The 23,514-nt window shown below is 69.3% G+C and carries 19 protein-coding genes; 7 read left to right on the plus strand and 12 right to left on the minus strand.

Annotated features, from left to right (window positions below; all coding sequences use genetic code 11):
- Window positions 1-143: 143 nt before the first annotated feature.
- Complete coding sequence (locus tag ACFWXQ_RS19055) at window positions 144-1,010, minus strand: GyrI-like domain-containing protein (RefSeq protein WP_383955705.1); 867 nt, start codon at window positions 1,008-1,010, stop codon at window positions 144-146.
- 155 nt (window positions 1,011-1,165) lie between these two features.
- Window positions 1,166-1,654 (minus strand): carboxymuconolactone decarboxylase family protein, encoded by a 489-nt coding sequence (locus ACFWXQ_RS19060; protein WP_383955708.1) that lies wholly within the window; start codon window positions 1,652-1,654, stop codon window positions 1,166-1,168.
- 287 nt (window positions 1,655-1,941) lie between these two features.
- Between ACFWXQ_RS19060 and ACFWXQ_RS19065 the strand changes: the two genes are divergently transcribed.
- Window positions 1,942-5,151, plus strand: a complete 3,210-nt coding sequence (locus ACFWXQ_RS19065; RefSeq protein WP_383955710.1) for an alpha-L-rhamnosidase — start codon at window positions 1,942-1,944, stop codon at window positions 5,149-5,151.
- 125 nt (window positions 5,152-5,276) lie between these two features.
- Here ACFWXQ_RS19065 and ACFWXQ_RS19070 read toward each other — a convergent pair whose 3' ends face one another.
- The 5 genes from ACFWXQ_RS19070 to ACFWXQ_RS19090 all read right to left on the minus strand — a co-directional run bounded on the left by ACFWXQ_RS19070 (window position 5,277) and on the right by ACFWXQ_RS19090 (window position 11,055).
- Window positions 5,277-6,281, minus strand: a complete 1,005-nt coding sequence (locus ACFWXQ_RS19070) for an ABC transporter permease (protein WP_383955716.1) — start codon at window positions 6,279-6,281, stop codon at window positions 5,277-5,279.
- A gap of 23 nt (window positions 6,282-6,304) precedes the next feature.
- Window positions 6,305-7,267, minus strand: a complete 963-nt coding sequence (locus ACFWXQ_RS19075; RefSeq protein WP_386268644.1) for an ABC transporter permease — start codon at window positions 7,265-7,267, stop codon at window positions 6,305-6,307.
- Window positions 7,260-8,777, minus strand: coding sequence for a sugar ABC transporter ATP-binding protein (locus tag ACFWXQ_RS19080; RefSeq protein WP_383944650.1), 1,518 nt, complete (start codon window positions 8,775-8,777; stop codon window positions 7,260-7,262). The genes ACFWXQ_RS19075 and ACFWXQ_RS19080 overlap by 8 nt, the downstream gene beginning before the upstream one ends.
- 1 nt (window position 8,778) lies before the next feature.
- The gene (locus tag ACFWXQ_RS19085; RefSeq protein WP_383944647.1) at window positions 8,779-9,876 is read right to left on the minus strand and encodes an ABC transporter substrate-binding protein; all 1,098 of its coding nucleotides are present in this window, start codon (window positions 9,874-9,876) and stop codon (window positions 8,779-8,781) included.
- Between the two features lie 165 nt (window positions 9,877-10,041).
- On the minus strand, window positions 10,042-11,055 hold the full coding sequence (locus tag ACFWXQ_RS19090) for a LacI family DNA-binding transcriptional regulator (RefSeq protein ID WP_383944644.1): 1,014 nt from the start codon (window positions 11,053-11,055) through the stop codon (window positions 10,042-10,044).
- A gap of 158 nt (window positions 11,056-11,213) precedes the next feature.
- Here ACFWXQ_RS19090 and ACFWXQ_RS19095 point away from each other — a divergent pair, with 158 nt between their 5' ends.
- On the plus strand, window positions 11,214-13,814 hold the full coding sequence (locus ACFWXQ_RS19095) for a PA14 domain-containing protein (RefSeq protein ID WP_386268646.1): 2,601 nt from the start codon (window positions 11,214-11,216) through the stop codon (window positions 13,812-13,814).
- Between the two features lie 169 nt (window positions 13,815-13,983).
- The gene (locus ACFWXQ_RS19100) at window positions 13,984-14,820 is read left to right on the plus strand and encodes a methyltransferase domain-containing protein (protein ID WP_383944638.1); all 837 of its coding nucleotides are present in this window, start codon (window positions 13,984-13,986) and stop codon (window positions 14,818-14,820) included.
- Window positions 14,821-14,899: 79 nt separating this feature from the next.
- On the opposite strand, the gene ACFWXQ_RS19105 is transcribed toward ACFWXQ_RS19100, so the two are convergent.
- Both ACFWXQ_RS19105 and ACFWXQ_RS19110 read right to left on the minus strand, forming a co-directional pair.
- A complete protein-coding gene (locus tag ACFWXQ_RS19105) occupies window positions 14,900-16,102 on the minus strand; it encodes a sensor histidine kinase (RefSeq protein ID WP_383944635.1) in 1,203 nt (400 codons plus the stop codon).
- Window positions 16,093-16,755, minus strand: a complete 663-nt coding sequence (locus ACFWXQ_RS19110; protein ID WP_383944632.1) for a response regulator transcription factor — start codon at window positions 16,753-16,755, stop codon at window positions 16,093-16,095. Before ACFWXQ_RS19110 ends, ACFWXQ_RS19105 begins: the two co-directional genes overlap by 10 nt.
- Window positions 16,756-16,899: 144 nt before the next feature.
- Here ACFWXQ_RS19110 and ACFWXQ_RS19115 point away from each other — a divergent pair, with 144 nt between their 5' ends.
- From ACFWXQ_RS19115 to ACFWXQ_RS19125, 3 genes are read left to right on the plus strand one after another with little or no spacing between them, the layout of a single operon-like run.
- Complete coding sequence (locus ACFWXQ_RS19115) at window positions 16,900-18,174, plus strand: ABC transporter permease (RefSeq protein ID WP_383944629.1); 1,275 nt, start codon at window positions 16,900-16,902, stop codon at window positions 18,172-18,174.
- 36 nt (window positions 18,175-18,210) lie between these two features.
- Entirely contained in the window at window positions 18,211-19,596 is a 1,386-nt protein-coding gene (locus tag ACFWXQ_RS19120; protein WP_383944626.1) for an ABC transporter permease, read from the plus strand.
- Window positions 19,593-20,309 (plus strand): ABC transporter ATP-binding protein, encoded by a 717-nt coding sequence (locus tag ACFWXQ_RS19125; RefSeq protein WP_383944624.1) that lies wholly within the window; start codon window positions 19,593-19,595, stop codon window positions 20,307-20,309. Before ACFWXQ_RS19120 ends, ACFWXQ_RS19125 begins: the two co-directional genes overlap by 4 nt.
- A gap of 29 nt (window positions 20,310-20,338) precedes the next feature.
- Here the strand turns inward: ACFWXQ_RS19125 and ACFWXQ_RS19130 are convergent, their stop codons facing one another.
- Complete coding sequence (locus ACFWXQ_RS19130; protein ID WP_383944621.1) at window positions 20,339-20,884, minus strand: hypothetical protein; 546 nt, start codon at window positions 20,882-20,884, stop codon at window positions 20,339-20,341.
- A 95-nt stretch (window positions 20,885-20,979) separates the two neighbouring features.
- Window positions 20,980-21,831: a class I SAM-dependent methyltransferase gene (locus ACFWXQ_RS19135; RefSeq protein ID WP_386268647.1), complete on the minus strand. Its 852-nt coding sequence runs from the start codon at window positions 21,829-21,831 to the stop codon at window positions 20,980-20,982.
- 150 nt (window positions 21,832-21,981) lie between these two features.
- Between ACFWXQ_RS19135 and ACFWXQ_RS19140 the strand changes: the two genes are divergently transcribed.
- Window positions 21,982-22,458, plus strand: a complete 477-nt coding sequence (locus tag ACFWXQ_RS19140; protein ID WP_383944615.1) for a DUF6069 family protein — start codon at window positions 21,982-21,984, stop codon at window positions 22,456-22,458.
- Window positions 22,459-22,591: 133 nt separating this feature from the next.
- On the opposite strand, the gene ACFWXQ_RS19145 is transcribed toward ACFWXQ_RS19140, so the two are convergent.
- Entirely contained in the window at window positions 22,592-23,104 is a 513-nt protein-coding gene (locus ACFWXQ_RS19145) for a hypothetical protein (RefSeq protein ID WP_383944612.1), read from the minus strand.
- Between the last annotated feature and the right edge of the window lie 410 nt (window positions 23,105-23,514).

Below are 23,514 nucleotides of genomic sequence, written 5' to 3' on the forward strand. Positions count from 1 at the left end.
TTTATATAACTTGCGGGGGCTGGTCCGACCGGGCCGAATCGCGGCCCGTCGGCGCGTCTGTGTCTCCCGGGGGGGGGGGGGGGTGGGTTGGGGGGGGGGGGGGGGGCCGCCCCCCCCCGCGCCCCCCCCCCCCCGCCAGTCCCTCAGACCGGGGTCCGCTCCACGGGGATCCACAGCTCCGCGTCCGCGTGCGTGGCACCCTGCGACAGCCGGGTCCGCAGGATCTCGGGCCCCGGTCGGCTCTGGTACGGATTGGACGGGAACCACTGGGTGAACACGTCCCGCCACAGGTACTGGAGCGCCTGCGGGAACGGCCCGGAGTTCTCGAAGACGGCCCATGTCCCGGCCTGGACGGTGAGCGCGTCCATGTCCTCGGGCACGTCGGCGTGGGTCACCACGCCGTGGTAGTAGTCGAGTTCGGTTCCCTCGGCGCGGCTCTCGTCCAGATTGTCGCTCACCGAGATGATCCCCTCCGGCTGCTGATCGGACAGCCGCTCGATGCGCTGGATCGTCTCCTGGCCGATGCCCCGGATGAAGTCGGCGATCGCCGGGTTCATCCCCTCATGCACGAGGGGGACACGCGCCTTCCTGCCCACCACTCGGAACTCCTCCTTCTCCACGACCCTGTACCGCATGCTGCTGCTCCCTTCGACGACGAGTCGGAAGGACATCCGGGGCTGGGACTGCAGACTCGCACCGGCCCGCCTGGCCTCGCCGGGACCGATGCCGTGCATCGTGCGGAACGCACGCGCGAACGCCTCCCCCGAGCTGTAGCCGTAACGCACCGCGATCTCCAGCAGTGTCCGTTCGCCTGCCAGCACTTCGGCTCCCGCGATCGTCAGACGTCTGCGCCGGATGTACTCCGACAGCGGAATCCCCGCCAGCGCCGAGAACAGCCGCCGGAAGTGGTACTCCGACGTCACCGCGATCCGCGCCAGTTCGGACACCTCGATGCGCTCATCGAGGTGGCACTCGATGTGCTCCATGGCCTGGTTGAGCCGCTCCAGCACCCCGGTCTCCTTCCCTTTCGATCACCAACGTTAGGAAGGACCCACCCCGCCGGACCCGACATCCTGTGCCCGGTTCGGTCGGGCACGACGGGACTTCGTTCGCCGGGGCCGATCCAGGACGACGCCGTCGAAGCCCCTGCGCGAGCGCGTACCCGTCACCCCTGAGGGAGCCCCCGCACCGGATGCTTGCTCATGATCGAGACCCGGTTGAAGGCGTTGATGGTGAGCGCCACCCAGATCACGGCGGATATCTCGTCCTCGGTCAGGATCTGGCGGGCATCCGCGTAGGCGTCCGCCTGGGCGTTCGCGTTCGCGATGTCGGTGGTCGCTTCCGCCAGGGCGAGCGCGGCCCGTTCCCGTGGCGTGAACAGTTCCGTGTCACGCCAGGCGGGCAGTACGCCCAGGCGTTGTGTGGTCTCGCCGGCGCGCAGAGCGGCCTTGGTGTGCACATCGAGGCAGTACGCGCAGCCGTTGATCTGGGACACGCGGAGGTTGATCAGCTCCACGAGGATGCGGTCGAGACCCGCGTCGGCGGCGGTCGCACGGACGGCTTCGGAGGCCTGGACCAGCGCGTGATAGGCCTTGGGGCTCTGCTTGTCGATGAAGACCCGCCTGCCCGCGGTGCCCGTCGTCGTGTCGCTCAAGCTGAACTCCTTCGGCGGGCCGTCCCGGCCCTGATCGTTGCGTCGCGTCCGTCGCGCACGTGTCGAGATCATCGTCTCAGGCCTCATGCGGCGCCTGACGTTCAGGGAATTGAAACCGTTCAATCGCCTTGCGTCGTGACTGTGACGGGCCCGGCTGAAGTCGCACCCTCATCCGACTGTCCGTCAAGAAATCCCTGCACACTCATTGACCCTTGCCTCGGGCGCCCCTACGTTCACGTACGTCCAACGCCGTGAATCGATTCATCATTCTGCGTTAGGGGCCCGTAGTGATAAGTAGGAGGAACATCCTGGCGAGCGCGGCGGCCACGGTTGCCGGTGTGGCCGCCGGAGCAGGGCCGGCCGTCGCCGCGCCGGCGTCAGCATCAGCTCCGGCGTCCGCGCAACGCGGCGCCCTGCGCGTCACCGCGCCGACCGTCGAGTACGTTCAGCACCCTCTGGGCCTCGACGTGCAACACCCGCGCCTGAGCTGGCCGATGGCCTCGGAGAAGCCGGGTTCGCGCCAGAGCGCCTATCAGGTCCGCGTCGCCTCCAGCGAGTCGCGACTGTCCCGCCCGGATGTCTGGGACAGCGGGAAGGTCGTCTCCGGCGATTCGTCCCTCGTTCCGTACACGGGCCCTCAACTCAAGCCACGGACACGCTACTTCTGGTCCGTGCGGGTATGGGACGGCGACGGCGAGGCGTCCGGCTGGAGCGCGCCCTCCTGGTGGGAAACAGGCCTCATGGGCGCCGCGCAGTGGTCCGCGAAATGGATCTCCGCTCCCGCCGCCCTCACGGACGCACCGTCCCTCGAAGGCTGCGACTGGATCTGGTTCCCCGAGGGCGAACCGGCCAACAGTGCGCCCGCGGCGACCCGTTGGTTCCGTCGCACCTTCGACCTCCCCGGCGGAGTCACGGCGGCGACCCTGGCCATCACCGCCGACAACGTGTACGCCGTCTCCGTGAACGGCACCGAGGTGGCCCGCACCGACCTGGCCACGGACCACGAGGGCTGGCGCCGCCCGGCCGTCGTCGACGTACTCGCCCAGGTGCGTGCCGGCAGTAACGTCCTCGCGGTCTCGGCGACCAACGCGAGCGTGGGCCCCGCCGGCCTCGTCGCCGTCCTGACCGTCCAGACGCCCGCCGGCGAGCAGAAGATCGTCACCGACACCGCCTGGAAGTCGACGGACAAGGAACCCGCCGACGGCTGGCGCGACGCAGGCTTCGACGACAGCGGCTGGCCGGCGGCGAAGAAGGCAGCCGCGTGGGGAGCCGGGCCGTGGGGCAGGGTCGTCCCGGTCGTGTACGCCGCCAACCAACTGCGCCACGAGTTCCGGCTGCCGCGAAAGAAGGTGTCACGCGCACGCCTGTACGCCACGGCCCTCGGCCTGTACGAGGCACACCTCAACGGCCGTCGCGTGGGCCGCGATGAGCTGGCCCCCGGCTGGACCGACTACCGCGAACGCGTCCAGTACCAGACGTACGACGTCACCAAGCTCGTGCGCCAGGGCGGAAACGCCATCGGCGCCTACGTGGCGCCGGGCTGGTACGCGGGCAACGTCGGCATGTTCGGACCCCACCAGTACGGTGAACGCCCGGCGCTGCTGGCGCAGTTGGAGATCGAGTACGCCGACGGCACGAGCGAACGCATCACGTCCGGCACCCAGTGGCGGGCCGCCTCGGGGCCGATCGTCGCCGCCGACCTGCTGGGCGGCGAGACGTACGACGCGCGCAAGGAGACCGCCGGCTGGACGTCACCCGGCTTCGACGACCGGACATGGCTCCCCGTGCGCGCCGCGGGCGAGGCCGCTCCCGGCCTGATCGTCGCCCAGGTGGACGGCGCGGTCCGCGTGGCCAGGGAACTCCCGGTCAAGAAGGTGACCGAACCCAAGCCTGGAGTCTTCGTGTTCGACCTGGGCCAGAACATGGTCGGCTCGGTCCGGCTGCGTGTCGCGGGCCCCGCGGGAACGGCCGTGCGGCTGAGACACGCCGAGGTCCTCAACCCCGACGGCACCCTCTACACCGCGAACCTGCGCACCGCCGCGGCGACCGACACGTACATCCTGAAAGGCCGTGGCGAGGAGACGTACGAGCCGCGCTTCACCTTCCACGGGTTCCGCTATGTCGAGGTGACCGGGTTCCCGGGCACTCCCTCGGCGAAGGCGATGACGGGCCGCGTCATGCACACGGCTGCGTCCTTCACCTTCGAGTTCGAGACGAACGTCCCGATGCTCAACAAGCTGCACAGCAACATCACTTGGGGGCAGCGCGGCAACTTCCTCTCCATCCCGACCGACACACCCGCGCGCGACGAACGCCTGGGATGGACGGGCGACATCAACGTCTTCGCCCCGACGGCCGCGTACACCATGGAATCGGCCCGCTTCCTCACCAAGTGGCTCGTGGACCTGCGTGACGCCCAGACCGCCGAGGGCGCGTTCACGGACGTGGCGCCCATGGTCGGGACGATCGGCAACGGCGTCGCCGGATGGGGCGACGCGGGCGTCACGGTCCCCTGGTCCCTGTACCAGGCGTACGGCGACCGGCAGGTGCTTGAGGACGCCTGGCCGTCCATCCAGGCCTGGTTGAAGTACCTGGAGAAGAACAGCACGAACCTGCTGCGGCCGGCCGGCGGGTACGGCGACTGGCTCAACGTCTCCGACGAGACACCGAAGGACGTCATCGCCACCGCGTACTTCGCACACAGCGCCGACCTCGCGGCCCGGACGGCCGAGGAACTCGGCAAGGACCCCGCCCCCTACCGGGACCTGTTCGAGCGCATCCGCAAGGCGTTCCAGGACGCCTACGTCACCGCAGACGGCAAGGTGAAGGGCGACACGCAGACGGCGTACGTCCTCGCCCTGTCGATGAACCTGCTGCCGGACGCGCTGCGGAAAGCGGCGGCCGACCGGCTCGTCGCGCTCATCGAGGCCAAGGACTGGCACCTTTCGACCGGCTTCCTCGGTACGCCCCGGCTGCTGCCCGTCCTCACCGACGCCGGGCACACCGATGTCGCCTACCGGCTGCTCCAGCAGCGCTCCTACCCCAGCTGGGGCTACCAGATCGACAAGGGCGCCACCACGATGTGGGAACGCTGGGACTCCATCGAGCCCGACGGCGATTTCCAGACACCGGACATGAACTCCTTCAACCACTACGCCTACGGCTCGGTCGGGGAGTGGATGTACACGAACATCGCCGGCATCTCGGCGGGCCGCCCCGGCTACCGGGAGATCGTCATCCGTCCCCGTCCGGGCGGTGAGGTCACCTCCGCACGCGCCACGTTCACCTCGGTCCACGGTCCGATCTCGACGCGGTGGGAGAAGCGGTCCGGCGGCTTCTCCCTGACGTGCACCGTGCCCGCCAACACGTCCGCCGAGGTATGGATCCCCGCGGACGATCCGGACGCGGTCACCCACACCCGCGCGACGTTCCTGCGCGAGGAAGACGGCTGCGTGGTGTACCGGGCAGGGTCCGGTACCCACCGCTTCACCACGTAACGCGGCTGCCGGGACAGCTGAACACGTCGGCGCGGGCTGCCTTGTGGCAGCCCGCGCTGCACATCGAGATCGTCGTCAGGATTCACAAAGAGGGCCGCTCCACAAAGACGGCCGCGGGTTCGCGGTCACAGGACCCGTCGTCTACGCCCGAGCCAGGTCTGGGCCACCACCACGACGGCGAGGAAGGCGCCGCTGACGACCTGTTGGTAGGCGGAGTCGAGGGAGCCGATCTGGTTGATGACGTTCTGGATCACCTTCAGCAGGAGCACCCCGACGATCGAGCCGCTGACGAAGCCGAAACCGCCGGACAGCAGGGTGCCGCCGATGACGACCGCCGCGATGGCCTCCAGTTCCATGCCCGAGCCGAGGATCGTCACGCCCGACAGCAGCCAGGCCGCGTTGAGCGCGCCCGCGAGGCCTGCGCACAGCCCCGACACGGCGTACACCGCGATCTTCGTACGGGCCACGGGCGCACCCATCAGGGCCGCCGCGTCCTCGTTGCCGCCGACCGCGTACACGTACTGGCCGAATCTGGTCCGTCGCAGTACGACGGCTCCCAGTACGAACAGGGCCACCGTGATCCACACGGGCACGCCGATCCCGAGCAGGGAGCCCTGGCCGAGTGTCGCGAAGAAGGAGTCCTTGTCGACGAGATAGGTCCGTGAGCCCTCGTCGGTGATCGCCAGCAGGATGCCGCGCGCGCCGAGCATGGCGGCGAGGGTGACGATGAACGGGGCCAGACCGGACCGGGCGATGAGCAGTCCGTTGACCAGGCCGATCAGCCCGCACACCGCGAGCGGGAGCAGCAGGGCCACCGCCGAGCCGTACTGCGAGCCCCAGGCGGCCACCACCCCGCCGAGGGCGAAGAGCGAACCGACCGACAGGTCGATCCCGCCGGTGACGATGACGAACGTCATGCCGAGCGCGACCACGGCGAGGAAGGCCGAGGACAGCGCCATGTTCTCGAGGTTGTCGCCGGTCAGGAACGTGTCGAAGCTCAGTGACGCCACGACCATGGCCATCAGGAGGGTGACCAGGGCCCCGTGCTGCTGGGCGAGGGCGCTGAACCGGTCGGCGCGACCCGGTCCGCGTTCCTCGTCGGTGATCTGCTGGACGGCGTCGGGCTGCATGTCGGCTTCCGTGGTCTCGGTCGTCATCGCTTCCCCCGTTCGCGGGCCGCGTAGACGGCGCCGACGATCACCACGGCCTGGGCCATCTGCGTCCACGACGGCGGCAGGTCGTGCTTGACGAGCGTGGTGGTCAGCAGCTGGATGAGGACGGCACCGGCGACCGTGCCGCCGATCCGGACCCGGCCACCGGACAGGGGAGTGCCGCCGACCACCACGGCGGTGATCGCCGACAGTTCCATGAGCGTGCCCAGGGAGGTCGGGTCACTGGCCGTCAGCCGGGCGGTGGCGAGGATGCCCGCCACCGCGGCCAGGGCGCCGGAGCAGGCGTACACCACGATGAGGATCCGGCGTACGGGCAGGCCGGCGAGGCGGGCCGCCGGCCGGCTGTCGCCGATGGCGAGCAGTTGTCGCCCGAAGGTGGTGCGGCGCACCACGAAGGCCACCAACAGGGCCAGGCCGACGGCGATGAGGACGAGATACGGCACGCCCAGCACGTCGCCGGAGCCGAGCGCCGCCATGCCCGGATCGCGTACGTCCTTGAGCTGGGGGAGCAGGACCAGGGCGAGGCCGCGACCGGCGACCATGAGGGCGAGCGTGGCGACGATCGGCTGAACTCCCAGGTGGGCGACCAGTGTTCCGTTCGCGAGCCCGATCAGGATGCCGCCCGCCACCGCCACGAACACGGCGATCCAAGGCCCGTAGCCGAGATAGAGGGACAGCAGCGAGGTGGACAGGGCCATCACGGAGCCCACCGACAGGTCGACGCCCTCGGTGCCGATCGCCAGCGCCATGCCCAGCGCGACGATGAGCACCGGGGCGACCTGGACGGCCTGGGTGCGGAAGTTCTCCGCGGAGACGAAGTGATCGGTGAAGGCGAAGTTGAAGACCAGAAGTGCGGCGACGCCCGCGTAGACGCCGTACTCCTGGAGCAGGCGCAGCAGCCGGTCGCGGTCCACCCGGCCCTGCACGAGGGTGAGTTCAGTCATGGTGGCTCCCGGCGGGTTCGGCCGCGATGGCCCGCATCAGCGCGTCCTCGGTGACGTCGTCGCCGGTCAACTCGTCCACCACCGCCCCGTCCTTGAGTACGACGATCCGGTCGCTGCCCTCGATCAGCTCCTCGGTGTCGGAGGAGATCAGGAGCACGGCCAGTCCGTCGTCGGCGAGTTCGTCGATGAGTGCCTGTACCTCAGCCTTGGCGCCGACGTCGATGCCGCGGGTCGGCTCGTCCAGCAGCAGCACTTTCGGATGCAGCGCGAGCCAGCGGGCCAGCAGCACCTTCTGCTGGTTGCCGCCGGAGAGCTCGCCCACTTTCTGGTGCGGTCCTGCGGACTTGATGCGCAGCCGCTGTACGAAGGTGTCGACGATCCGGTCGATACGGGCGTCGTCCACCAGGCCGAACCGTGAGAGCGAGGGCAGGGCGGCCAGCGCGATGTTCTCCCGTACCGAAAGACCGGGGACGATTCCCTCGGCCTTGCGGTCCTCCGGCAGGAGGCTGATTCCGGCGCGGATCGCGGCCGGTGTCGAACCGGTGCGCACGGGAGCGCCGCCGACCGAGACCCGGCCCGAGTCCGTCGGCAGGGCCCCGGCGACGGCCCTGGCCGTCTCGCTGCGGCCCGAGCCGAGCAGCCCGCCCAGGCCCACCACCTCGCCCGGGCGGATGGACAGCGACACGTCCCGCAACTGGTGACGGACCGTCAATCCCTCGGCGTGCAGCATGGGTTCGGCCGAGGCGTGGTGGGATCCGGTGAACTTGGTCAGGCCCTCGCTGCGGACCTCGCCGATCTCCCGGCCCAGCATGAGCGAGACCAGACGCAGGCGGTCGAGGTTGGCGAGGCGGCCGGTGTGCACCACGCGGCCGTCGCGCAGCACGGTGACCGTGTCGCAGATCTCGTACAGCTCGTCCAAGCGGTGGCTCACGTAGACCACGGCGATGCCGCGCTCGCGCAGCATGCGGATGACGTCGAACAGGGTGCGCACCTCGCGCGGTTCGAGTGAGGAGGTGGGCTCGTCCATGATCACCACACGGGCGTCGATGGCGACGGCACGTGCGAGGGCGACCATCTGCTGGGCCCCGACGCCGAGTTCGCGCAGCGGGCGGCGCACGTCGACGCGGATGCCCAGGCCGCGCAGCGCCTCGTCCGCCTCCCGGTGCAGGCGCCGGAAGTCGATCAGACCGAGCCGGCCGCGGGGTTCGCGGCCGAGGAGGAGATTGCGGGCCACGCTCATCAGCGGGACGAGGTTGACCTCCTGGTAGATGGTCGAGATGCCGGCCTGCTGGGCCTGCAGGGGGGTGGTGAAACGGACCGGCGTGCCGTCGTGGACGACCTCGCCCGCGTCCGGCCGGTAGACGCCGGTGAGTACTTTGATCAGGGTCGACTTGCCCGCGCCGTTCTCGCCGACGAGGGCGTGGACCTCCCCGGCGCGGGCGGTGAAGTCCACGTCGGACAGCGCCTTCACGCCGGGGAAGACCTTGGACACGCCGGTGACAGCGAGCATCTCAGTACGCCTTGTCGAGGTCCGACTGGGCGTTGGCCTCGGTGTAGGCGCTGTCCTTGATAACGATGTCCTGAGCCACCTCGGAGCCCTGGGTGAAGGTGTCGAGGGTCTGGAAGGCGAGCGGTCCGAAGCGCGGGTTGGACTCGATGACGCCGTGGATCCAGCCGTCCACGATGCCCTGTACGGCGTTGCGCGTGCCGTCGATGGTCACGATCTTCACGGCACCGGCCTTCTTGCCCGCGCCCTTGAGGGCGTTGACGGCGCCGAGGCCCATCTCGTCGTTCTCGGCGTAGATGCCCTTGATCCCGGGCTTGGACTGGATGAGGTTCTCGGTGACCGACTGGCCCTTCTCGCGGGCGAATTCGCCGGTCTGCTGGAACACCACCTTGAGACCGGGCGCCTTGTCCTTGATCCGGTCGACGAAGCCCTTGGTGCGTTCCGTGGTGACGTTGTTGCCCGCCGAGCCGAGCAGGATGGCGAGGTCGCCCTTGCCCCCGGTCGCCTTGATCATCTCGTCGGCGGCCCGCTTGCCCTGCTCCACGAAGTCGGAGCCGATGAAGCTCACATAGTCCTTGCAGGCGGTGGCGTTGATCTTGCGGTCCACCGTGACGATCGGGATGTGCTTGGCCGCCGCCGTGCGCAGGACCGGTTCCCAGCCGTCCGAGTTGAGCGGCGCGATGACGAGCAGGTCGGCGCCCTTGGCGATGAGGTCCTGGACGTCGCTGATCTGCTTGGAGAACTGCGACTGGGCGTTGGCGGTGAGCAGCTTGACGCCCCGCTTCTTTGCTTCCGCCTCGATCGAGGCGGTCTCCGCGATCCGGAAGGGATTGGCCTCCTTCTCGGACTGGGAGAAACCGACGGTGGCGCTCTTGAGGTCGAGCTTCTCGCCCCCGTACGCGTCGATGGTGCAGGCGGGGCCGGATCCGGCGCTGGGCGAGGCGACCTGCTGGCCGGCGTCACCCTGCTGGGGTGCGGCCTTGTCGCTTTCGGAGGAGTCCTCGGACTTGGTGCATCCGGTGGTCAGGACCAGGCTTGTCAGGAGGCCGGTGGCGAGGAGGGTTCGAGCGGAGGTACGACGGAGAAGTGCGGTGGGCTTCATGGGAGTTCCCCAAACGGCGCGGCCCCGGCGCTGAGAGCGCTCCCGGGGAGTTCGGCACTTGCGGTCAACATGGCGTGCACGTCGTTCAGGGGAGTTTTTTACATCGTTGGAAGGACGCTGTAAAGCCTTCCGTCCGAAATCTCGGCCAGTTGGTCCGGACCGTTTTCAGCGTCGTCCGAGGGTGCTCTCCCGCTCCACCAGCCGGTATTCCGCGGTGAGTTCACGTCCGCCGGGTTCCTGACGGCCCGACAGGCTGCGCAGCAGCGAGGCCATGGCGAGGCGGGCGATGGCCTGTTTGTCCGGCGCGATCGTGGTCAGTGAGACGGCACCGAAACGGCTCTCGGCGATGTCGTCGAAACCCACCACGGCGACGTCCCACGGCACCCTGAGCCCGCGCTCGTGCAGCACCCGCATGGCGCCGATCGCGATGAGGTCGTTGTAGGCGAAGACCGCGTCGGGCCGGATGCCCGAGTCCAGCAGCCGGGCCATGGCCCGGGCCCCGTCGTCCCGGTCCCAGCCGTCGACGGGCACGACCATGTCGTCCGTGGTCGGCAGGCCCGCCGCCGTCAACTCCGCCCGCCAGCCGTCGAGTCGCAGATGGGCGGGGCGGTTCGCGGAGTCGGTGCGGGCGCCGAGGTAGGCGATCCGGGTCCGGCCGCGGCCGATCAGATGACGCACCGCTTCCCGCGAGGCGGCCACGTTGTCGATCGCGATGTGGTCGAACGGGAGGTCGTACTCGCGCTCGCCGAGCAGTACGAGCGGTACGTCGTCGGCCCGGCCGTGCAGGTCCTCGGCCTCCAGTTCCAGCGGGCTCAGGATCAGCCCGTCGATGACCCGGGCCCGGAAACCCTGGCTGACCAGCAGCTCCTGCTCACGGTCGCCGCGCGTGTGGTCGAGCAGGACCGTGAACTCGTGCTGGGCCGCCGCGTCGATCACCGCGCCGGCGAGCTCGGCGAAGTAGGGATTGCCGAGCTCGGGAACGGCGAGCGCGATGATGCCCGTACGGCCCTTGCGAAGATGGCGCGCGGTGAGGTTCGGCCGGTAGCCGAGCTCGTCGATCGCCTCCTGCACCTTGGCGCGCATCGTGGGTGTGACGTGCGGATAGTTGTTCACGACGTTGGAAACGGTCTTGATCGAGACGCCGGCCCGCTCGGCCACGTCCTTCAGGCTGACCCGCAAGGAATCTCCTCGGCATCGACAGGGGCTCCGCGACCGGAGCTTTGTCATGGACCTGGACAGCGGCCGAGAGCCCGTGCTCTCATGCCAACTGCCTCTGCTTCCAACGTTGTACAGACTGAAGCACCGAGCCGCCACCCTTCCTCAACCAAGGAGGATTCGTGCGCATCAGACCGTTCACACACAGCCTCGCCCTGCTCGTCGCAGCAGTGCTGGGTGCCGCGGGACTGGCCGCAGCACCTGCCGCGACGGCCGCGGAGGATCCCGAGATCCACGGCCTCAAGGGTGAGTACTACACCCAGTCCGCCCCCGGCGCCTTCGACTTCCACGAACTCAAAGCCACCGGATTCGACCCGCAACTCGACTTCGACAACCTGGAACCCCGTCTCCGCTCGGCGACCGGACGGTCGGACGACGTCTCCGTCCGCTGGACCGGCCGGATCGTGCCGGAGAAAACCGGTCCCACCACCTTCTCGATCATCGGGGACAACGGCTTCCGCCTCTGGGTGGACGGGAAAATCGCCATCGACCACTGGGTCGACGACTGGGACCGCGAACAGACCGGCGCCCCCGTGGAGTTGACCGCCGGCAAGGCCTACGACATCAAGATCGAGTACTTCGAGCACTACGGAGGCTCCAACCTCCACGTGCGCTGGACACCGCCCGGCGGTACCAAGACCGCCGTCCCCCAGTCGGCCTTCCTGCTGCCCGAGGGTTACGACTACAACGGGGCCATCGCCACCACGGTCCTCAAGGACGGCCGCACTCTGCGGCTCGACTTCGCCCAGCAACTCGCGGCCGCCCCGGCCGGTCTCACCGATCACCTGGACGCCGTGATCGGCGGAGCCACCTGGCCGCTGGGCCGCGCGCGACTGGATCCGGCCAACCCGAGATCGCTGCTGGTCGCGCTCAAGGAACCCGTGGTCGGCAACAAGACCGGCACCGCGCGCGGCGCCGCCGATGTGCGCTACGACGGATCGGGCGGCCTCTCCGGCAAGGACGGCAACGTTGTCAAGGCCTTCTGGAGCAGCGGCGCCAACAAATCCACCTACCAGCTGAGCACCCCGTGGGGCGAGAAGGTCACCCCGGCCAACGCCCACCGCGAGTACCCCAGGCCGCAGCTCACCCGCGCCGACTGGAAGAACCTCAACGGCACCTGGCAGTTCGCCGCGGCGAAGGCGGGCGAACAGCCCCCGGTGGGCCGGAAACTCGCCGAGAAGATCCTCGTCCCGTACCCCGTCGAGTCCCAGCTGTCGGGCATCGAGCGGCACGAGGACCGCATGTGGTACCGGCGCACCTTCACGGTCCCGTCCGACTGGAGGATCGGCTCCACCAAGCGCCTGCAGCTCAACTTCGGCGCGGTCGACTGGCGCTCCGAGGTCTACGTCAACGGCACCAAGGTCGCCGAACACAAGGGCGGCTACGACAAGTTCAGCGCCGACGTCACCGACGCCCTCAAGCCCGGCCGCACCCAGGAGCTGATCGTCGGCGTCTACGACCCGACCGACGCCGCGAGCGGCGAGAACCCGCCCGTCGGCAAGCAGCGCCTCGACCCCAGCGGCATCTGGTACACCCCGTCCTCCGGTATCTGGCAGACCGTGTGGATGGAGCCCGTCGCCACCGACCACGTCGACTCACTGAAGCTCACGCCGGACGCGGGCACGGGCACCCTGACCGTCGAGCCGCAGGGCGTACGCCCCGGACTCGCCGTCACCGCGACCGCGTACGACGGCAAGCGGAAGGTCGCCACCGTCACCGGACGCACCGGAAGCCCGCTCACCCTGAAGATCAAGAATCCCCGGCTGTGGTCGCCCGACGACCCGTTCCTGTACGACCTGAAGGTCAGCGTCGGCACTGACCGTGTCAACAGCTACTTCGGCATGCGGTCCATCACCGTGGAGAACATCAACGGCACTCCCCGAACCGTCCTCAACGGCAAGCCGGTCTTCATGATGGCCACCCTCGACCAGGGGTTCTGGCCGGACGGCCTGCACACCGCACCCAGCGACAAGGCCCTGGCCTACGACCTGAAGATGCACAAGGCGATGGGCTTCAATTCGGTCCGCAAGCACATCAAGGTCGAACCCGACCGCTGGTTCTACTGGGCCGACCGGCTCGGCCTGCTGGTCTGGCAGGACATGCCGTCCATGACGGCGGGCGTCAACCCGTCCACCGCGGCCCGAGCCGAGTACGAGCTCGAAATGAAGCAGATGATCGACGAGCACATCAGCAGCCCGTCCATCGTCATGTGGGTCACCTTCAACGAAGGGTGGGGCCAGTACGACGTGGGCCGCATCGCCACACAGGCCAAGGCCTGGGACCCGACCCGCCTGGTCAACAACCAGTCGGGCCTCAACCTCGGCGCCGACGGCGGCACCGGCGACATCATGGACGAGCACGGCTACCCGAGCCCCGCACTGCCACCGCGCCCGGACGGCAAACGGGCCACGGTCATGGGCGAGTACGGCGGCCTCGGCCTGGCGGTACCCGGACACGCCTGGTCGGTGCAGCAGTCCTACGTCGACGTCGACCCGGCCACGTACACCGACGACTACCTCACCAAGCTCGCCGAGGTGCACGCCCTGGCCTGCAAGGGCGGCAACGGCGCGGTCTACACCCAGATCGCGGACGTCGAGGGCGAGCTGAACGGGCTGATCACCTACGACCGCAAGGTCGTCAAGCCCGATGTGCCACGGGTCAAGGCGGCCCACGAGGCACTGATCAACGACGTGTCGCGGCCGACTCCCGCCGGCTGCACCTGACCCGGACCGCCCGGCGAGTGACTCATCTCCGCTCGCCGGGCGGCTCCGGTCCCACCATCTGCTCTTTCTGGTCTTCCTGCTCTTCGCGGACCCGAACTGCCGTCACCTTCGCCCGATTTCTGGCGGCATGGGGGCATCCGGGACACGCCTGCGTGGGAAGGATGCCCGTGTGACGGAACAACACAGCACCCGCTTCGACGACATGGCCCTGTACGACCTCCAGCACGTCCGCAACGTGCTGACCCCTCTCCTGAGCCGCCTAGGCCCGCTCACCCCGGGCGACCTCGAACCGTACGACCAGCTCCACTACCTCGGTCATCGCGCCCTCGACCACGCCGTCGCACAACTGAAGATCACCCCCGGCGCGGATGTCGTCGACATCGGCTCCGGGCTCGGCGGACCGGCCCGCTATCTGGCCGAGAGGTACGAGTGCCACCTCACCGCGGTCGAACTGCAGCCGGAGCTCCACCGGTTGAGCGAGGAACTCACCACGCTGTGCGGACTGTCGGAGCGCGTCCGGGCCGTCGAGGCCGATGCCCTGACTCTGGACGGCGAGGGCTGGACCGGGCGGTACGACCACCTGATCTCGCTCCTGGCGATCCTGCACATTCCGCGACGCGAGGAACTCTTCGGCGTCTGCCGAGACCTCCTCCGGCCCGAAGGCACCTTCTACGTCGAGGACTTCTACATCCGTCGCCCCCTGACCGACGACGAGCGGGCCGATCTCGCCGACTTCGTCGCCTGCCCCTACCTCCCCGACGAGGCCCGGTACCGCAAGGACCTGGAACAAGCAGGCTTCACGGACGTGACCTGGACGGACGCCACCGACCTGTGGCTGCCCTGGGTGCGCGACCGCGCCGATGCCTTCCGGCGCGGATACGAGGAGCGCGTACGACTGCACGGCGAGCCGCTCGCCGGACGGTTGCTCCGGTTCTACGACACGGTGAGCACACTGCTCGCGGGCGGCGGGATCGGAGGCGTACGGATCACCGGGCGGCGGGGCTGAGCGCCTGGGCTGAGAAGTGGCGGAGCTGAGAGGAGCCGGGGCTGAGAGGCGCCGGGGCGCTGAGGGGCGGCGGCCGGAATCACGGGAAACGGACGGTGACGGCGAGGCCGCCGGGCCGGCCGGGTTCGGCGGTTGCCTCGGTTCCGTGGGCCTCGGCGATGGAGCGGACGATGGCGAGGCCCAGCCCGTGCCCCGTGGTGCCGATGCGGTCCTGGCCGAGGCGGCGGAACGGCTCGAAGAGGTCCGGCACCCGGTCTGCGGGTACCGGAGGCCCGGTGTTGGCCACGGTCAGCGTGCGGCCGTCGACGAGTACCCGGACCCGGCCACCGGGGTGGTTGTACTGAATGGCGTTGCGGACGAGGTTGGTCAGCAGGTGGCGCAGCAGCACCGGATCACCAAGGACGGTCAACCGCCGGTCCGCAGACACCTCTACGTCCACTTGCTCCCCCTCGGCCTGCGGGGCGAGCTCGGCCGCCACCAGCCGGGCCGCGGCCGACAGGTCCACGGGCTCGGTCTCTTCCAGGCCGCGATCACTGCGGGCGAGGAGCAACAGCGCGCTGATCAGGTGCTCGGCCTCACGGTTGGCGGTGAGCAGGTCCTCGCGTACGTCGGCGAGACCGTCGGGGAGGGGATCGGCGAGGCCGACCTCCAGGCTGGTGCGCTGGACCGCGAGGGGCGTCCTGAGTTCGTGGGAGGCGTTGGCGACAAAGCGCCGCTGGCTCTCGAACGACTTCTCCAGCCGGTCGAGCATGGAGTCGAACGTGTCGGCCAGGCGGTGGAGTTCGTCGTCGGGACCGGTGAGCGCCAGCCGCTGATGCAGGTTCTGCTCACTGATCCGCCGGGTGGCCTCAGTCATCGCGGCGACAGGCCCGAGCGCCCGCCCGGCCAGCCACCGGCCGAGCAGTCCGGCCAGCAGCGCCATGACGAACAGCCCGACGGCCGACCAGAGGACCATCTGACGCAGGGCGGTGTCCTGCACGGCCTGTACGGTCTGGTCCAGCTGCCGGATCATGGCGAAGTCGTCGCGAGGCCCGACCGGCGGCGAAAGAGTTCCCTGGGGATCCGTGGGTTGCGCGCGCACCGCGGCGAACCCGCCGCCGTTCGGCAAGTCGCCCTTGGTGATCTCGATTCCCTTGACCTGCTGGGCTGTTCCAAAGCGCGCGAGCAGCACCACGAAGGCCAGCAGCGCCGCGCCCGCGAGCAGGAAGAGCACGGAGAAGGCCGCGGTCAGCCGGGCACGGAACGGCATGCCCCTGAGCAGCACCCGTGGGTTCAGTCGCACAGCCGGTACCCCTGACCCTTGTCGGCGGTGATGAGGCCGGGGTCGCCCAGCTTGCGGCGCAGCCGGCTGACGACGGCCCGTACCACGCCGGTGCGCGGGTCGAGGTTCTCGTCCCAGAGGGTGCGTACGAGTTCGTCGTGCGGCACCGCCACCCCCTGAGCCTCCATCAGCAGCCGCAGGACCGCGAACTCCTTCGGTGTCAGTTCCAGCGGCCTGCCCTCCACGGACACCTCGTGCCGCGCCCGGTCCAGGGTGATGCCCTCGTGCCGCAGCGCCACCGGTGGCGACTTGGGCACTCGGCGGCCGAGCGTCCGTATCCGGGCGACCAGTTCGGCGAAGTCGAAGGGCTTGGCCAGGTAGTCGTCGGCGCCGAGGGTCGTGAGCCCGTACACCTTGTCCGTGATCCCGCCGGCCGCGGTCAGCATCAGGATCCTTGGTGGGTCGGTGAGTTCACGCAGCCGCCGGCACACCTCGTCGCCCGTCATGACCGGCAGATCGCGGTCGAGGATCAGCACGTCGTAGTCGGTGAGCAGACACATCCGCTCGGCCTCGTCACCGGAGACGGCGAGATCGACGGCCATCGCCTGCCGACGCAGACCCGTGGCGATCGTACGGGCGAGAACACGATGGTCCTCGGCTACCAGAACTCTCATGCGCCCCATGAAACCCGGCGCGGCATTGCAGCGGAGTAAGGACGGCTGCCGCGGTGGCACGCCCCCGGCCTCGCCGGACCGCGCCCTTATGCCCCTGTAACGCGCTTATCCCGCTGCAAAGGGCGCCCTGCTTCTGTCGTGGCCATGAACTTCGTCAAGCGCGCCGGGCTGAGCCTGCGTGCCAGGAAAGTCAGGACCGCCGTCCTGCTGGGGATCTTCGTCGTCATCTGCACCCTGCTCCTGGGCGGTTTCCTGCTGCAAGGCGCCACCGCGCGTCAGCAGGCGGACGCACAGCGGACGATCGGCGTCGATGTGACGTTGAAGGGCAAGGCCCTCACTCCGGCGCTGGCGGACCGGCTCGGGGCGTCCCCGCAGGTTCACCGGTACAACCCTCGGCTCCTGATCGAGGCCGACGGCCGCGGTATCGAGCCGCTGGAGTCCGACGTCCCGAGGCCCGGCGGCAACCGCGCCGGGGCGAAGATCGGGCGTCCCCTGGCACTGAACGGAGTGCGGGACTCGGGGCTGCTGCTGCCCTTCTCGTACGGCTCGAACAAGATCACAGCCGGGCGTGGGATCAGTCCTGAGGACGCCGGCCGCGGGGTCGCTGTTGTCGAGAAACGGCTGGCTTCGAAGAACGGCCTCAAGGTGGGGGACACCCTTCGCGCGCAGTCCGCCGACGGGAAGCGCACCGTGCCGCTCACGGTCGTCGGGATCTACCGCGACTCGACGCCGGACCCTGCGAGGTGGACGCCGCCGCACCTGCTGCCCGGCAACACGCTGTACGTGCCGGTCCGCACGGTTCAGCAACTGAGCCCAGGCACCGCCGACTTGGCCGAAGCGGTCTTCAGGATCGGCTCCCCGGAACAGGCCGAGCAACTGCATGCCGAGGCCCGGCGGCTCCTCGGCACGGGGTCGTTCGACTTCCGCGTCAACGACAAGGCGTACAAGGACCAGGTCCGTCCGATCCAGCGCGTCGGTACCTTCTCCAGGCTGATCGTCCGGCTCATCGCCGTGGCCGGGGCGCTGGTTCTCGGGCTCATCGTGATGCTGCAGATCCGGGAGCGCCGCGACGAACTCGGCATGCTGCTGTCGCTGGGCGAGAAGAAGTGGAAGCTCATCGGCCAGCACACCGTGGAAGTGGCCGCCGTCGCCCTGCCCGCGGTGGCCGTCGCCGCCCTGGCCGGTCAGATCGCCGCCCAGCAGGCGGGCGACGCGCTGCTGGGCCGGCAGGAGTCCGCGGCCTCCCCGCGACCCCGTGCCCCGGACCCGCCGGCGGACCCGCCGGAGATACGCGTCGAGCCGTCCGACCTCGGCAAGGTCGCCGGTATCGGTCTCGGTATCTCCCTGGTCTCCACCGTCGTCCCCGGCATCGGAATCCTCCGCCTCCACCCCCGCTCCATCCTCACCGACAGCGAATAAGCACCGCACCGACACAGACCGGGAGAGCCGACCGACATGAACTTCGTCAAACGCGCAGGGTTCAGCCTGTGGTCCCGCAGGGGCAGGACCCTGATCACCCTGTGCACCTTCCTCGTCATCTCCGTGATGGTGCTGGCCGGTGTACTGATCCAGGACGCGACCGCCCAGGCCAAGGACGAGGCCAAGCGTTCCGTGGGCGCCGAGGTCAATCTGGTGATGGACCTGAGCGGCCAGAACGCCGCCGGTGGTCTGGCCCCTCGGATCGGCGCCGCGACGGTGGAGAAGCTGGGCGCGTCCACGCTGGTCCAGAAGTACAACTACTCCATGTTCGACCGCGGTGTCGTCAAGGGCGGCACCGAGCTGGTCACCGGGGGAGCGGACACCGCGGCCTCCGGCATGGGTCCCGATGGCACCGCGACTGTCGGAGTCCTCGACTCGGCCCTGCTGCCCGACTTCCGCAGTGGCAAGTTCCAACTCCTGTCCGGAGCACACCTCACCGCCGCGGACAAGGACAAGCGCCTGCTGCTGGTCGAGGAGAGGCTGGCCCGGAAGAACGGCCTCAAGACCGGCGACAAGATCACCCTGGGGGCGAACGAAGGCCCTGCCAAAGCCGAGTTCACCGTCGCCGGGATCTACCGGGACCCGCGCCCCAGCTCCGAACCCGAGCCCGAGTACTTCGTCGACCCGGCCAACATGCTGTACGCGTCCATCGGCGGCTTCGCCGGACTCAACGCCACCCAGGACGCGTCCCTCCAGGTCACGAAAGCCACGTTCCTCCTCCAGGACGCCGGAGACCTGGGGAAGTTCAAAGAGGAGGCCGAGCGGATCGCGGGGTCCGAGCTCGACGGGTTCGAACTGGACGCCAACGACAAGGCGATCCAGCAGATGACGGGCCCGCTGGACAGCATCGCTTCCACCGCAGCCCTCGCGATGTGGCTGATCGGTGTCGCGGGCGCCGCCGTGCTCGTCCTCCTCGTCAACCTCGCGGTCAAGCAGCGCCGCAAGGAGTACGGCGTACTGCTGGCCATGGGCGAGAAGAAGTGGAAACTCGTCGCCCAGCAGGCGCTGGAGATCGTCGCGGTCGCGGCCCTCGCGATCGGACTGAGCTCCCTGTTCACCCAGAACCTGACCCAGAGCGCGAGCCGGTCGCTGCTCGGCCAAGAGGCCGCCGAGGCCCGGCACAAGCTCGACTCGTGGCAGGCTCCGGCTCCCGGCAGCACCGGCATCGACCAGGGCATCGACCCGAACGACCAGCCGGTGGAGAACGCCGACCCCATCGACAGCATCGACATACGCCTGGACCCCGCGGCCTTCGCCACGGTGGGCGCCGTCGGCCTGGGCCTCGGCCTGCTCGCCACCGCAGTCCCGGCCGCCTCCGTACTGCGGCTCAGCCCGCGGACCATCCTCACGAAGGGCAAGTGACAGCCACCATGACCACCGCCCCCACCACCGCCAACGAAACCCCGCCCGTCCTCCGGCTCGACGGTGTCAGCCACGCCTACATCGGCCAGCGCCGCCGGACCACCGTGCTCAAGAACATCGACTACAGCTTCCGACGCGGCACGTTCTACACCGTCCTGGGGCCCTCGGGCAGCGGCAAGACCACCCTGCTCAGCCTCGCGAGCGGCCTCGACGCACCCACCCGGGGCACCATCAGCTTCGACGGCGAGGACCTGACCAGACTGGGCCTCGGCCGCTACCGCAACAAGCACGCCGCCACGATCTTCCAGCACTACAACCTGCTCACCTACATGACCGCCCTTCAGAACGTCACCACCGCCATGGAGATCACCGGCGTGAAGCCGGGCAGCGGCGGCCGCAGGGCCCGCGCTCTGGAACTCCTGGAGCGGGTCGGCCTGGACAGGCACACGGCCACGCGCAACGTCATGAAGCTCTCCGGCGGCCAGCAGCAGCGTGTCGCCATCACCCGTGCCCTGGCCTGCGACGTCGACATCCTCTTCGCCGACGAACCCACCGGAAACCTCGACGAGGACACCGCCCAGGGCATCATCGACACCTTCCGCGACCTGGCCCACGAGCAGGACAAGTGCGTGGTGGTCGTCACCCACTCCCAGCGCCTGGCGGCCCAGTCCGATCGCGTCCTCACCCTGCGCAAGGGCAGGTTGACGGAGTGACCCCTGGGCGGCTCGCTCGCCGTACGCGGCTACTCCGGGAGCTCCAGCATGGGTTCACCACAGGACTGGCATTCGGCGTAGACGTCGAGATCGTTGAGTATCTCGGCGTACTCGGGGTGGCCCTTGAGGGCCGCCGTGGCGGCGAGCAGATAGCGAGTGGTGATCTGGTCGTGCTCCGCCGTGGCCAACGTGTCCGCCAGCAGGGTCATGGCCTCGGGGAGGGCCTGACGATAGGCGTCCGCGATGTCGTCGGGCAGGTCGGCGGGAGTCTCGCCGAGTCCGCCGGAGCACATCGCCACGAGGCCGACGACGTACAGATAGTCGTCCCGCTTGGCCGGAGGCAGCCCGCGCGCGATCGTGACGATGTACGGCACGGCCGCGTAGGCGGCCGGCCAGGCGGTGCCCTCGGAACACAGGTACGGCCACAGGTCGTTGAAGTGCCCGCCGTTCATCGGGTCGGCCATCAGATGGCGCAACTCGTCGGGAACGAAGGGGGCGTCGGGCGAACTGCCCTGCCCGTTGGACCAGCCCCGGTGGTCGAGGGCGGGCCAGCGCGGGTCGTCCAAAGGCATCATGGGCGGAAAGTGTAGGTGGACCGGATCGCCCGTCGGCCGGGAGGCCCCGGTGCCTCTCGGCAGCGAACCGACCACCTCCGCAGAGCCGAGCGCGCCTAGAGGGAAGCGAGCAGCCCGTAGAGGAGCGGGATACGCGGCGCGCTGTCCGGCAGTCGCCACCAGCCGGACGGGGTGCGGATCATCTGCGGGAAGCGTGGCCAGGGGAGTTCCTCGCTCTCACGGAGCCGGACGATGTGCAGGCCGGCCCCGGCCAGTGCGTTGATCACCTCGTCCAGGCCGTGCCGCCACTCGAAACTCTCCGTCGCGCCGTCGACCGCCGGGCCGTCGGTGTACGTGTGGGTGGAGTTGCCGCGGATGGCGCCGCGCCCCTGGAGATAGTCGTGCCGCAGGAGAAGGTCCGGGCCCTCGTCGGGGGCGGGCTTGGGACCCAGGGCGTTGAGCAGGGGGTGGAACTCGACGAGGTACAGCCGTCCGCCCGGCTTGAGGAGACGGGCGATCACCTCCGCCCAGCGGTCCAGATCCGGCAGGTAGCACAGCGCCCCCTTGCCGGTGTAGACCACGTCGAAGCGTCGTTGGCCCAGCGCGTCCACCGCGTCGTACACATTGGCGCGGACGTAGTCGACGGCGCAGTCCGCCTTCGCCGCGAAGTCCCGGGCCGCCGCCACCGATGCCCCGGAGATGTCGAGTCCGACCGTGCGCGCTCCACGCCTCGCGAACGCGAGGGTCTCCGTGCCCAGATGGCACTGCAGATGCGCCACCTCCCGCCCTGCCAACTCGCCGAGGTCCTCCCACTCGAAGGGAGCGAACCAGCGGAACGGATCGGGTTGCTCGTCCACACCGTAGAAACGGCTGGCCAGGTGTACGGGAGTCCGCGCGTCCCAGTTCGCCCGGTTGGCCCGCATCATCTCCCGGACCGCGGGGTCGAATCGCTCGGCAGCCTCAGTCATGGACCCATCCAACCGTGAAGTTCCGCCCTGCCCAAGCATCTCGGTGGATCTCCCCAAGTAGTCCTCCGGTGACCGATGAGTTGTGGAGCGGGCCGCGGTCTACCCCTGCGAAAGACATCAACACCCCACAACGAAGCTGGAGTTCATGCCATGAGCGCAACCACGTCCCAGACCCGTTCCGCCGCCTCGTCCCTGTCCGTCGCCCGGTCCGCGCGGCTGCTCGACACGCGCCCCGTGTGGCTGGTCGGTATCCTCGCCACGCTCGCCGGTGCCGTCGTGACCGAGGCGTTCGGGCTCATCGCCCGAGGCGCCGGAGTACCGATGGAGGCGGCCAGTCCCGGCGCCACGGAAGCGGCGGAGATCCCAGTGGGCGGCTTCTTCGGAGGCGTGCTGTTCTGGTCGGTCGTCGGCATCGTCCTCGCGGTGGCCCTGGCTCGCTGGGCGAAGCGGCCCGCCCGCACCTTCGTGGTGACCACCGTGGCGCTCACCGCCCTGTCCATGGCCGGTCCGGCGGTGGCCCCGCACACCGCGACCTCCACCCAGTTCGTCCTGGCGCTCTCCCACCTGGTGGCCGCCGCTGTGATCATCCCCGTGGTGGCGCGCCGGCTCTCCCACCGGCGCCCGTGACGCATCGGACGACGTGCGGCACCGGTGGCGGCCGGCCCACATGGGCCGGCCGCCATTGACGTCGTGTTGTGCCGGCGGTGTGCCATGGCTCAGCCCCGGGCGTCCTCACTCCGAGGTGGCGCCGGCTTCGAGGTCAGGCGCAGAGAACGCGGGTCTCGGGCGTGTAGACCGGACCGCCGCTGGTGTTCGCGCTGTCGCTGAACTCGGCGTAGAAGTACGAGTAGAAGCCGATGTTCCCGTTGCAGCCGGAGTCGGCGGCGACCTGCAGGGTGAGGGTCACGGTCCGGCTCTGACCGGGCGGGATCGTGGCGCCGTAGTTGGTGCCGAGGTTGGCGGGTCCGGTGCCGGAACACGGAACGCTGCCGGCTGCCGTGGCCAGGCTGCAACCGGTGAAGCTGTACTTGAGATCGGGCCGCTGGGTGGTCAGCCAGGTCGGCTCGATCGTCTGGTAGATGAACCAGACGTCGTAGGTCCTGTTGTTGGTGAGCGTCATCGACAGATTCACCGTGCCACCCGGGGACGTGGTGGCGCTGTCCGTGGTGAAGGTCAGATCGGCCGGGCCCGGTTCGGCCGCGCTCGCCGTGGGCGCGAGACCGAACAGGGCGAGGACGAGGGCGAGGATGCCGGTGAGACCGATGCGTCTCATGTGTGTTGATCGCATGACCCGGGAGGCTAGGCAAACCGTGAACGCACCGTCTTCCCCGACGGCCACATCCGGAGCGACGCTCGGCCGGAAGTGTGCGTCCGGTGATGTCACCGTGAAGGCGCCTCCACGAATGGCCACTTCCTGCATTCCCGCACGACAACGCGGAATCGAGAACCCGATGGGCGCGGCACGCCACGTCGGACGGCTCCCCGGAACAGGTAGGAGCGGCGCGGCGGTTATGGCGGATACAGGATGCGTCGGCCGCCACTGAACGAGCACGGCCGCGTGCGACGCGATGGCAGTTTCGGTCAATCGTACGCATTTGGGCCACGCCCGTATCCGCATGGCCGGCTCCGGCCCGTGATCACGGGAACCGGCGTGTGCGGGCTCGTGGTGTTCGCGTTAGGGTT

It is taken from the genome of Streptomyces sp. NPDC058697 (assembly GCF_042715345.1).
GTDB classification, from domain to species: domain Bacteria; phylum Actinomycetota; class Actinomycetes; order Streptomycetales; family Streptomycetaceae; genus Streptomyces; species Streptomyces liliifuscus.